The following is an 11,979-nucleotide window of genomic DNA, read 5'->3' as shown; positions in this document are numbered from 1 at the left end:
AAATTCAATTGAAAAAAACAGTTGAGCGTTATGCGGATGTCTTCCGGGATATGGGTTTTAAAGTAGAGCTTTCCCAAAAACTCAGACCCGTTTCAGAGCACAAATCCGGAATAGGCTTTGCACCTTTGGGCAGCCTGTCTCAGAAAGAGTGGAGCCTATAAGGAAAGAAGTCAACATTCTGTACGCTTATAAGATGGATCTTAATTCTTTAAGAGCGATATTAAAAGACGCACCGGAAGCCGGAAAAGGCGGCGCCCCTGTAGTCGTTTCTATTCCTACAACTGACGGGAAAGTTGAAAGATTTTCAGTCTACAGTTCTCCTGTGGTTGAGAAATCTATGGCCGAAAGATATCAATTAGGGGCCTATTCAGGAGTTGGAGTGGATAATCCTAATAAACAGATCAGATTCAGTACTGCTCCTAATGATTTTCAATCAATGATTTTTGATGCTAATACCGGAAAATACGAATTCATTGAACCTGTAACCAAAGAGAAAGATATCTATGGTGTGTTTTTCAAATCCAGGAAAACACAAGATGGAAGTGCTTTTGAGTGTACAACATCCGAATCCGCAGGGGCTAAAAAGGAGATGAAGCAACTTTTACAATCAAAAAAAGGACTAAGCAGCGCAGGAAGCTTTAATAAGAATAATGATCAAAAGTACCGTACCTACAGACTTGCTGTTTCTGTAAACGGGGAATACACTCAATTGGCAGGAGGTGTTCCAGGCGCTGCTGCCCGTATTAATGCCACGATAAACAGAGTAAATGGTGTCTATGAAAGAGATTTAGGCATTCATTTAATTGTACAGGATTTTCCACAGGTTATTTTTACAGATCCTGCTACAGATCCTTACTCTAATGTTATTGCCAATTCTAATGGTACTTTTAGTGCTCCCGGTGCATGGAATTTACAGGTTCAGCAAACACTGACCAATACTCCCGGCATAGGGAATGCGGCTTATGATGTTGGTCATTTCTTCGGACACAGAGGCGGCGGCGGAAGTGCCGGCCGTGTTGGAAATGTTTGTATAAATCCTGCCAGCAATAATGATGCTACATCAAAAGGAGCTGGAATCACTTCTCCGGCAATAGTAGATCAACCTTTTGGAGACACTTTTGATATTGACTATGTAGCCCATGAGTTAGGACATCAGTTTGGAGGACGCCATACCATGTCTGTCAATCAAGGTCAAACAGACATTCCAATAGAACCGGGATCAGGATCTACCATTATGGGATATGCAGGAATTACTGCGGCAAATGTACAGATGAATTCGGATGCTTATTTCCATGTCATCAATATTGAGCAGATCCAAGCTTACGTAAATGGTAAAAATTGTGATATTAATGTTCCGGTAGCCAACACTCCTCCGGTAATACAGCCGCTTGTTAATAAAGTCATTCCAAAAGGAACCGCTTTCGTATTAACAGCCAGTGCAACGGATGCTCAGAATGATCCTATGACTTACGTATGGGAGCAGTATGATATTTCTAGCACTTTATTTAACGCCTTAAATTCAACCCGCACCAGTGGAGCTACTTTCAGATCCTGGCCTCCAACAACTTCACCTTCCCGTTATTTTCCAAAGCTGGAAACTGTACTTACTGGAAACCTTACCACAGTACAGAACTGGGAACTTTTACCTAGTGTAGCAAGGGTAATGAACTTCAAGGTAACAGTAAGAGATAATAATCCTAATCCTGCCCAACAACAAACACAGAGCAGTCTGGTAAAATTGGATGTTGGGAATGATGGACCATTTAAAGTAACGTCAAACACTGTTTATAACAATATGGCCGGTGCCATTACCTGGGATGTTGTGAATACAAACAGTTCGCCTTATAACGTGCAGAATGTGAAAATAGACTATACCACAGACAACGGAGTAACATGGACTGTCATTACTCCATCTACGCCGAATGATGGAGTTGAAGCTTTTTCATTTTCTTCACTTGCCACGAATTCAAATATAAAAATTAGAGTAAGCGCTATAGACAATGTATTTTATGCCATAGGCAATGCTACTGTTTCTGCCTCATCCAGTCCATGCTCTTCAGCTGCACCTGCAGGAATTACGGCCTCCGGTGTTACAAAATCATCTGCCAATATAAATTGGGGAGCCCTTCAGGATGCAACCTACTCTTTGATGTATAGAAAAGTAGGAGCTGCTACCTGGACAACGATTCCGTCAGCTACAAACGCCTCTTTTATTTCCGGATTAGATCCTGCTACTCAATATGAAGTGCAAATAGCTAATGTTTGTAACGCTACAGTAGGTACTTATTCGTCTTCAACCAATTTTACAACCCTTCCGTTTATTTGCTCGGTGAGTGCAAACCCTGCAGATGAATTTATTTCTAATGTAACGGTAACTCCTACAGGCATGAATCCTATTTCCAATAATAGTACCGCCTCACCGTATACAGATTACACAACAGATCCTACAAAATTAATTACACTCTCTAAGGGTTCAACCGGTAACATATTGAGTGTATCTAAACAATGGACTAGTACTACTACTTATAATGAAGGGGTAACAGCATGGATAGACTTTAATAAAGACGGATATTTTGCTGATTCTGAAATTATTTTAACAACCCTTCCTAACAAAATAACTCCGGTAACAGGAACTTTCTCTGTACCTATGGATGCTTATACGGGAGGAAATGTGATTATGAGAGTTATAATGGCATACGGCAATCAACCACAAAACGGATGCAGCAGCCAGGATTATGGTGAAATTGAAGATTATCCTGTATTGATCCAACAACAGCTTTCTACCAGTGATACGGTAAAAGACAGGGCTTCAATTCAGATTTTCCCTAACCCGGCTAGTGATGTATTGAATGTAACTCAGGTTTCTCCTAAGGCACAATTCTCAATCACCAATATGGCAGGACAGAAAGTAATGAGCGGCCAAATCTCAGACAATAAGATCTCCGTTTCAAGATTAAGTACCGGAGCTTATGTAATTTCAATTGAAGATAAGGGAACGACTTCAAATCTGAAATTCATTAAAAAATAAGATTCCCACATCTATTTATAAGATAGCCCGGCATTAGTCGGGCTTTTTATATGTTTCAGAATAATTTAGTCTGTATTTTCATCCCATCGTTATCCGGCTGTTAATTTAATTTTATACTTTTGAAAAGATTATTAATTTAATTTCACATGAAAAAGCTGTCATACACTCTTTTATTGGTTTCCGGACTTGCTTTTGGGCAATTCTTTGAAAGAGATAAAGTCTATACTAAACAAGATACATTGAAAGGTTCCAATACCCCATTCAGGGATTTTTGGGATGTAAAAAAATATAATTTTTCCGTAGAACCTGATTTCGAACAGAAAAGTATCAAGGGAAAAAACAAAATAAGCTTTGAGATCATAAAGGATGTTACCAATCCTATTTTTCAGATTGATCTTCAGCAGCCGATGAAAGCTGGAAAAATTACAGCAAGTTTTCCTATTGCCAGCTCTAAGCAGGATGGCGATTTTATTTTCATCACGGCTAAGAAAAAATTTAAAAAAGGTGAAAAATATACGATTGACGTCGACTATTCCGGAAATCCTCAGATTGCAAAGAATGCTCCTTGGGAAGGTGGATGGGTTTTCACCCAGGATAAAAACGGGAACCCGTGGATGAGTCCTGCTGTTCAGGGAATCGGGTCTTCTATATGGCTTCCTACTAAAGATATCTGGAGCGATGAGCCGGACAACGGAATCGTTATGAAGATTATTACCCCCAATGATTTGGTAGGCGTTGGCAACGGAAGATTGATTGATAAAAAGACCAGCGGAAACAAGACTACCTATACCTGGGAAGTGAAAAATCCTATCAATGACTACTCTATCATCCCGAATATTGGTAAATATGTTAATTTCAAAGATACTTTTGATGGGGAAAAAGGAAAACTGGATCTGGATTACTGGGTACTTGACTATAATTTAGAAAAAGCAAAAAAACAGTTTGAACAGGTAAAACCTATGCTTTCCGCATTTGAACACTGGTTTGGCCCTTATCCTTTCTATGAAGATTCTTACAAACTGGTAGACTCTCCTTATCTGGGTATGGAACACCAAAGTAATGTAGCTTATGGAAATGATTATCAAAATGGCTACCGTGGAAAAGATCTTTCAGGAACAGGAATTGGTCTGAAATGGGATTATATTATCATTCACGAAAGTGGCCACGAATGGTTTGCCAATAATATTACCGCAAAGGATGAGGCAGATATGTGGATCCATGAAAGTTTCACCATGTATTCGGAAGTTCTTTTTACCGAAAACTATCTTGATAAAAAATCTGCTGACATATACATGATAGGCCTTAGAGGAAAAATAGCAAATGATGTTCCTATCATCGGGAAGTATGGCGTAAGAAATGAAGGCAGTGGTGATATGTATCCGAAAGGAGCCAATATGATTCACACGATAAGACAAGTCATTAATAATGATGAAAAATTCAGACAGATTTTAAGAGGGTTAGGTAAAGAATTCTATCATCAGACAGTTACCACAAAGCAAATTGAAGATTATATTTCATCAAAAGCGGGTATTGATTTCTCTACTGTATTTGATCAGTATCTCAGAACCATTAAAATCCCGACTCTTGAATATACTCAAAACGGGGACAGTCTGAAGTTCAGATATACGAATGTGGTGAAAAACCTGAAGCTTCCGATCATTATCAATGGAGATCAGACGATAAATCCAACTGAAGAATGGCAGACGGTAAAGCTAAAGAAAAGCACTCCGGTTGAATTGAATAAGAATTATTATATCAACTATCTGAGTGTTCAATAAATAACAAAGGCAAATTTGCAGATCAGCAGGTTTGCCTTTTTATTTTTCTTAATTTTTTTTAAGAAAAGTTTAATACTTGATTCAGTAACAAAATGGAAAAATAAACAACTACTTAACTATAAATTTAAACCTAATGAGAAAAACAGCACTTAGCTTAGGCCTCTTTGCCGCTTTTTTAGCAAATGCCCAATCTATAAAAACCACTATAGACCTCGTTAATGTAAAAGATGATAAAGTAGCCGTTACAATGGAATTCCCAAAAATGAAATCGGGAGATATTAAATTCCATTTTCCTAAAACGGTTCCGGGAACTTATTCTGTAGATGATTACGGGCGATTCATAGAAGGGATCAAATTTTATGATAATAAAGGAAAGGAATTAGCCTTCACAAAAGTTAATGATAATAGTTATTCATTGAAAAATGCTCAGAACCTGAGCAAAATCTCCTATCTTGTAAATGATAGCTTTGATGAAGAAATGGATACTTCAAAACATAAAGCTGTATTTTCTCCTTCAGGAACTGATATTGAAGCAGGAAAAGTTATATGATCAATACCCACGGTTTTATCGGATATATTGAAAATATGCAGGATGTACCTTATCAGCTTGTTGTTCAAAAACCGACTGATTTTTACGGGACCACAGCATTGGTAGATCAGGATAAATCTGAATCTACAGACACCTATACGCTTGCCAATTATGCCAAGGTTACAGATTCTCCTCTTATGTACACCAAACCGGATTATATTACCTTCAATGCGGGTGGAATGGATCTTGTGTTAGGAGTTTACTCTCCTACCGGAAAATATAAAGCAGCAGATTTCAAGGATAATCTTGAAAAAATGGTGGTAGCCCAAAAGAAATTCCTTGGGGATATGAATACCAATAAGAAGTACGCCATTATGCTTTATCTATCTGGTGGCGATGGTCCTATGGTAAAAGGCTTTGGAGCATTGGAGCACCATGAATCTACCAGTGTAGTACTTCCTGAAGCTATGCCTAAGGAAGCTATTGACCAAACTATTACAGATGTGGTTTCCCACGAATTCTTCCATACTGTTAATCCTTTGAAAACGCATTCTGAAGAAATCCATTATTTTAATTATGCAGATCCGAAAATGTCTCAGCATCTCTGGATGTATGAAGGCGGAACTGAATATTTTGCGAATTTATTCCAAATTCAGGAAGGACTTATCAACAAGGATGAGTTTCTTAAAAGAATCGGAGAAAAGATTACCAACTCTAAAAACTACAATGATAACATGCCGTTTACGGTAATGAGTAAAAACGTATTGCAGGATGCCTACAAAGATCAATACAGAAATGTATATGAAAAAGGAGCTCTTTTAGCCATGTGCATGGATATTGAACTGAGAAAACTGTCCAATGGAGAAATGGGTTACCGTGATATGATCAGAAAACTTTCTCAAAGATTCGGGGAAAACAAACCGTTCAAAGATGATAAACTGATTGATGAACTGGTAACAGTAACAGCATATCCACAGATAAAGGATTTTTATAATAAATATATTGCAGGAAACCAGCCTACACCTTATGCAGAATATCTGAAAATGGTAGGTGTAGATGTTCACAAACAGGAAACAGCTCCTATCTTCTGGCTTATTAAAGACCCTAACCAAACAGGATATGATGATAAAAATAAAGCCCTGGCTTTCGATGAAAATTCTACTTTATCTCCATTTGCCAAAAGTATAGGATTTAAAATTACCGATCAGGTGCTTGCATTGGATGGAAAGACCATTGATATTCAAAAAATCCAAGACTTTATCGGATATACCAGAACGATCAAGGATGGACAGGAAGTTACGGTAACTATTTTACGAGACAATGCTGGTAAAAAAGAAAAAATGACTCTTAAAGGGAAAGCTATTCTGGATAAACTAAGCGTGGAAACACTTCAATTCAAAGCTAATCCAAGCCCGGAAGAACTGAAACTACAAACTCAGTGGCTTACAGGTAAAAAATAAATATAAAAGCGAGGAAATGATCCTCGCTTTTATTTTTTTTATTAGCAGCTATCTTAAAAAAAGTTCTAATCCTATGATTTAGAATTCCCATTTATCCCTTTTTAATTGTAATTCTGAAAGTCGTTCCTTTTCCAACTTCGGTCTGGGAAATCTTAATATCTCCATTATGATATTCATGAATGACCCTCTGAGCCAATGACAATCCCAGTCCCCAGCCTCTTTTCTTAGTGGAATATCCAGGTTTAAAAGCATTTCTGGCCTGCTGATTCGTCATTCCGCTGCCGTTGTCTTTTACTTCAATAAGTATGTTTTTATTCCTTTCAAAAACTGACATTACAATGGTACCCTCTCCTTTCATTGCATCCACAGCATTCTTCACAAGGTTTTCAATTACCCAGCTCATCAGGATTTTATTATGTGGAACCAACACAGTATAAACAGGAAGATGAAGGATAAAATCAACTTTTCTTGAAATTCTTGTTTTTAAATAATCATAGTTCTCCTGGATCGTTTGGTTGAAATTCATATCGTTCAGCTCAGGAACAGAACCTATTTTTGAGAAACGTTCGGAAATGGTTCTTAGCCTTTCAATATCTTTTTCAATCTCCTTCACCCCTTCGGAATCTGAATTCTCCAGTTTCATAATTTCCATCCAGCCAATCATGGAAGACAAAGGTGTGCCAATCTGATGGGCTGTTTCCTTGGCTAGACCTGCCCAAAGATACCCTTCATCGGTCTTTTTAATGGTTTTAAAAAACCAGAAAGTAAATCCGAAATACAGCAGGATAAACAATCCTAGAATATAAGGTGAATACCGTAGATTATTCAGCAACCGCGAATTGTCATAATATACAAATTGGTTATTACCATCCGGAACCTTGATCTCAATCGGAGCATAATTTTTCTCCATATTCATCATCAGATCATGAAGCTTTTCCGGATTTTTGATTGTGCTTTCAGGAATATTACGGTAATACCCAAGATCAAGAATAGGATTTTTATATTTATCCGTCACAATGAACGGAATCGTATTGTTTATATTCAGGATTTCAGGCAACAAATCCAGAACATCAGTATCAGGACTTTTTACTTCCTGCTGAATTCTGATTGCCTTAGAGAGCAGATTAATCCTTTTAATTTCCTCTTTTCTAAGGAAATTAATCAATGCTGTAGAAGATACTACAATGGCGATTACCAAAGTAGTCATCACAACAAAAATAATCCAGTTATTTAATCTGGTTAATATGGATTTCCTCAAGGTTATTTATTTTAAAACATTAAGAATTTTCTGCAGCTCCGCACTTCCACTCCCCTGATAGTTATTGATAATAATGGAGACCACATACTTCTTTCCATCCTTTGCAGTATGATAACCTGCAAAAGATTTGGTATCTCTCATTGTTCCGCTCTTCATTTTCATACCATTCTCCTGAACCGGAAATCCATCATAATAAGAATCAAACCAGGATTGTTTTTTTGAATATAAAAGAGCTTGCACTTCAGCTTTTGCAGCAACATAATTCTGTGGTGAAAGGCCGCTTCCATCTGCAAAATTAATCATATTAGGGTTGATTCCCTTTGATTTCCAGAATTCTTTTAAGTAAGCGACTCCGCTTTTAAAACTAGAATTACCTTTTTTCTCTTTTCCTAAAGTTTTAATCAATGTTTCCCCGTAAAGGTTGATGCTTTTTCTCAAAAACCAATAGACGATTTTATCCAGTGTTGGAGACTGGTACGTTAGGATTACATTACTTTTAGGAGCTTCCAAAGCCTGTCTCCCTTCTAGCTCGAGCTGTGAATTAGTAAGAGCTTTTCCGGTAAGTTCAATTCCTGATTCTTTTAACCATTGTTTTACTTCTGCTGCCAGTTGCAAAGGCGGATTAGGAGTAGAACCGGAAACCGTTACTGTTTTTCCTCCCGGAAGCATTCCATTAATTAAAGCTACATTGGAGTGAGGTGCCGTAAAAATTAAACTTTGATCAGAACTACCGCCTGTTTTCAGGTCATTCAGCCATTTTACACCTTCCAGCGGATAGGAAAAGCTTTTAAAGTCTGTCCCGTTGATGTTGATATCAAACTGATTTTCTTTCCAGTTGATACCCCAGACTCCTGCTCCGTAATAATTTCCAAGATCATCCCACGGCCATCCACCGGGAATGGTCTGATGGTCAAAATAAGAATCATCAATCACCAGATCCCCGGAAATTTTTGTAATTCCAGAATTTTTAACAGCCTCTATCAATTTCTTTTTAAAATTTTCGGGTTTGTATGCTTCATATCTCCAGCTGCCCAAAGTAGGATCACCATTGGAACTGATGAAAAGGTTTCCATTCAGATTCCCTCCGGATATGCTTCCGGAGTAACTTGAAGTGGTGGTATAGGTATAATTTTTCCCTAATATTTCTAATGCAGCACCTGCTGTAAATATTTTCTGGGTAGATGCTGTAGAAAGTCCCTTATTCCCCTGGTATTCATAAATAAAATTGCCATTGTCATCTGACACATAAAATGACAAATTAGAAGCAACAGCCCCTGAAGAGTCCATAAGATCTTTGGTTGCTTTATCTAATTTCTGGGCCATATTCTGGGCCGAAACAATCTGTACAGAAAGTGTGAGAACTGCAAGTGTTTTTTTCATTGCATTGTTGTTTTGTGCTAAAATTTTGCTGGTAAGCATATACAAATTTTACATTGATCCACCATCTTCATATGATACATGGTACCATTCTGACTCCTCCTTCATCAGATGGACAGAGATGTAAAATTGCATATCATTATTCTAAATCAAATATAGTTAAAATAAAAGCTTTTCATATTCTTCGAGATCATCGGGAGTGAAAAGAATCTGATGATCAGGAATTTTCTCAAAAGAGCAATCATATTTAAAACATTCCTCATAGCCATCTTCATCTATGAAAATATCCATTTGACATTCTTTTATATATTCTGACTTTCCCTCATAGTCTTCTTCATGATATTCGCTGGTACCCCAAGGTTCATTATGACAGCGTAAACAGGATTTATGATATACAGCTACATGCCCGCAGATCTCACAGTTCTGGAGATTCTGGAACAGATCTGAAATTCTGTTCCGTAGATCTTCCGGAAATAAGTGCTGCGGAATAGTCTTCAAAAGCAGATAATAATTCGGTTCATAGCAGGAAAAAGAGAAATATTCATCGGTATTAATGTGATTTTTTGTGTAAAGTTTCAATTTTTTCAAATCGAATTCCACTTCAGTTTGTATAATATCCCTCACATTCAGAATAGATTTATTCTTATAAATAATATTCTGTTTTTCATCAATTTCCATGATAGGTTTCTGATCAAGAAAGTGATTAAGGCATAAAGTAGTTTCCCAGGAATTAATCATCCTTAGTTTTCCTTCATTGCCACAAATCTCACAGACCTTTTGAGATAATTGGGAATATTTATTAGTGATTTTTCTCAGATTGGTATTCAGTTCTTCATCCTCAGAATAAATATAGCATCGCAGCCCCCCGAATTTTTCTTTTCCAAAAACATCATGTTCCATATTCCATCCTGCATTAACCAACTCAGACAACATTTCTCCGATCAGAGTATTCCAACCGGTACTGTTCACTGAAAAATTCTTCAGATTGCGTTCTATAAAACAATTGAGGTCTTCCTGCTTCATTATAATGAGCTTCCTGCTTCTATTTCGTAAGGTTCTTTTCCTTTTTCAAAAATTCTGGTCAGTTCTTTTCCTTCCACAGTAATGGTTTCATTGATTCTTCTGATCCAGTTTCCTTCTCTAAGACCAACTACTTTAAGGTCATTTTGGGTAAGAAATTCCAGGATACGGGTTTCTCTGGTTTCCCCGTTATGTTTTAAATCCGGATTAGGATCAAGATAATGTGGGTTAAGGTTGAAAGGAACCAGCCCCATACAGTCGAAACTTGGCGGATAAACAATCGGCATATCGTTCGTAGTCTTCATATTCTGTCCTCCGATATTGCTTCCTGCACTGCATCCCAGGTATGGTTTTCCATGGGTTACATTTTCTTTTAAAACAGACATCAATCCTTCTTCGTGCAATGTTTTCACCAATAAAAATGTATTTCCACCACCTGTAAAAAAACCTTTTGCCTTGTTTAAAGCTTCAATTTTATCTTCAAATTCGTGAAGACCCTTTACTTTAATATTAATGGTTTCGAAAAATGAACGGGCTTTTGCCGTATACTCATCATGGGAAATACCACCCGGCCGGGCAAAAGGAACAAAAACAATTTCGTCAATTCCTGTATATAATTGAATTAATTCTTCTCTTAAATATTCCAGATATTCCCCACCAAAAAGAGTGGATGTGGAAGCTAATATGATATTCATACGATATTTTGATTATAAAAATAGACTTACAAAGATAGACTCAAACAACAACGAATCAAAAATTAATCTAAAAAAAATAGAATTCCCGTTAATATTTTCTAAAAAAACTTAAAGCCTCTAAAATTTGAGCATTTATGGAATTATTATTGAATTTTAATTTTCAGAATTATTAAAATATAAGATTATGAAAATGCCGAAAGTAAATATCAAAAACCTATTTGCAGGTTTAATTCTTGTAGGAAGTGCCAGTTTTGTAAGTGCTCAAACTACTCAAACGGATAGTGCCAACAACACAGCAAATCAAACTGCTGTTGCCACTCAATCAACAAATCCTACTATAGAAGGTCTTAAAAAACAAATTGAAACCAATCCAAAAGATACGGAAGCCTTAGCTAAATTAGCAACTGTTTACCAGGAAGCATCCGATTGGACCAATGCAATTGATACCTGGAAAAAAATATCTGTTTTATTACCAGATTGGGCTCCATCTTATTACAGCCAGGCCTATGCTTATCAGTCGGCTAAAGATGATGCCAATGCAAAAATTGCTTATGAAAAGTACATCGCTGCAGTAAAACCTGAAGAAGTGGAACAAAATAAAAAGAATTTGGCCTATGCCTATTTCTATATTGCCTTCTCAGAGCAACAAAGTGATCCTAATAAAGCAAAAGAACATATTGCAAAATCGTTGAAATACGATCCTAACAACCAGGACGCCATAAAATTGAGCAAAACTTTAAATTCATAGATAAAAAGCAAAATCCGGAACATGTTCCGGATTTTGCTTTTTTATTTTATCATCACTTCTTCCATGAAATTTTGATGTTTGGTTCC

General features: G+C 36.9%; 9 protein-coding genes. 5 read left to right on the top strand and 4 right to left on the bottom strand.

Annotation, left to right across the window (positions count from 1 at the left end; all coding sequences use genetic code 11):
• Window positions 1-148 precede the first annotated feature (148 nt).
• The 4 genes from NBX25_RS24520 (at window position 149) to NBX25_RS24505 (ending at window position 6,795) form a co-directional block, all read left to right on the top strand.
• Window positions 149-3,028 (top strand): reprolysin-like metallopeptidase, encoded by a 2,880-nt coding sequence (locus tag NBX25_RS24520; protein WP_250255813.1) that lies wholly within the window; start codon window positions 149-151, stop codon window positions 3,026-3,028.
• A gap of 146 nt (window positions 3,029-3,174) precedes the next feature.
• Complete coding sequence (locus NBX25_RS24515) at window positions 3,175-4,806, top strand: M1 family metallopeptidase (RefSeq protein ID WP_250255812.1); 1,632 nt, start codon at window positions 3,175-3,177, stop codon at window positions 4,804-4,806.
• Between the two features lie 133 nt (window positions 4,807-4,939).
• Window positions 4,940-5,356 carry a M61 family metallopeptidase gene (locus tag NBX25_RS24510; RefSeq protein ID WP_284346247.1) on the top strand — a complete coding sequence of 139 codons (417 nt, stop codon included), beginning with the start codon at window positions 4,940-4,942 and terminating at the stop codon, window positions 5,354-5,356.
• Entirely contained in the window at window positions 5,353-6,795 is a 1,443-nt protein-coding gene (locus NBX25_RS24505; RefSeq protein WP_284346246.1) for a M61 family metallopeptidase, read from the top strand. The genes NBX25_RS24510 and NBX25_RS24505 overlap by 4 nt, the downstream gene beginning before the upstream one ends.
• A 91-nt stretch (window positions 6,796-6,886) precedes the next feature.
• Here the strand turns inward: NBX25_RS24505 and NBX25_RS24500 are convergent, their stop codons facing one another.
• From NBX25_RS24500 to pepE, 4 genes are all read right to left on the bottom strand, one after another.
• Window positions 6,887-8,053, bottom strand: a complete 1,167-nt coding sequence (locus tag NBX25_RS24500; RefSeq protein WP_123911197.1) for a sensor histidine kinase — start codon at window positions 8,051-8,053, stop codon at window positions 6,887-6,889.
• Between the two features lie 6 nt (window positions 8,054-8,059).
• A complete protein-coding gene (gene dacB / locus NBX25_RS24495; RefSeq protein ID WP_250255811.1) occupies window positions 8,060-9,433 on the bottom strand; it encodes a D-alanyl-D-alanine carboxypeptidase/D-alanyl-D-alanine endopeptidase in 1,374 nt (457 codons plus the stop codon).
• 156 nt (window positions 9,434-9,589) lie between these two features.
• Window positions 9,590-10,453 (bottom strand): hypothetical protein, encoded by an 864-nt coding sequence (locus NBX25_RS24490; protein WP_250255810.1) that lies wholly within the window; start codon window positions 10,451-10,453, stop codon window positions 9,590-9,592.
• Window positions 10,453-11,145 (bottom strand): dipeptidase PepE, encoded by a 693-nt coding sequence (gene pepE, locus NBX25_RS24485; protein ID WP_123911193.1) that lies wholly within the window; start codon window positions 11,143-11,145, stop codon window positions 10,453-10,455. The genes NBX25_RS24490 and pepE overlap by 1 nt, the downstream gene beginning before the upstream one ends.
• A 184-nt stretch (window positions 11,146-11,329) precedes the next feature.
• On the opposite strand from pepE, the gene NBX25_RS24480 reads away from it, so the two are divergent.
• A complete protein-coding gene (locus tag NBX25_RS24480) occupies window positions 11,330-11,893 on the top strand; it encodes a tetratricopeptide repeat protein (protein ID WP_123856171.1) in 564 nt (187 codons plus the stop codon).
• Window positions 11,894-11,979: the final 86 nt, after the last annotated feature.

Origin of the sequence: Chryseobacterium sp. Marseille-Q3244, from assembly GCF_940807095.1 — a bacterium.
Classification (GTDB): Bacteria; Bacteroidota; Bacteroidia; order Flavobacteriales; family Weeksellaceae; genus Chryseobacterium.
The sequence above is the reverse complement of the archived record's forward strand: the minus strand, read 5'-3'. Positions and strand labels throughout refer to the sequence as shown.

Excerpts from the sequence above, each read along its gene's own strand:
- NBX25_RS24490 (WP_250255810.1), bottom strand. The coding sequence starts at position 10,453 with ATGAAGCAGGAAGACCTCAATTGTTTTATAGAACGCAATCTGAAGAAT.
- NBX25_RS24510 (WP_284346247.1), top strand. The coding sequence starts at position 4,940 with ATGAGAAAAACAGCACTTAGCTTAGGCCTCTTTGCCGCTTTTTTAGCA.
- NBX25_RS24480 (WP_123856171.1), top strand. The coding sequence starts at position 11,330 with ATGAAAATGCCGAAAGTAAATATCAAAAACCTATTTGCAGGTTTAATT.
- dacB (WP_250255811.1), bottom strand. The coding sequence starts at position 9,433 with ATGAAAAAAACACTTGCAGTTCTCACACTTTCTGTACAGATTGTTTCG.
- pepE (WP_123911193.1), bottom strand. The coding sequence starts at position 11,145 with ATGAATATCATATTAGCTTCCACATCCACTCTTTTTGGTGGGGAATAT.
- NBX25_RS24505 (WP_284346246.1), top strand. The coding sequence starts at position 5,353 with ATGATCAATACCCACGGTTTTATCGGATATATTGAAAATATGCAGGAT.
- NBX25_RS24515 (WP_250255812.1), top strand. The coding sequence starts at position 3,175 with ATGAAAAAGCTGTCATACACTCTTTTATTGGTTTCCGGACTTGCTTTT.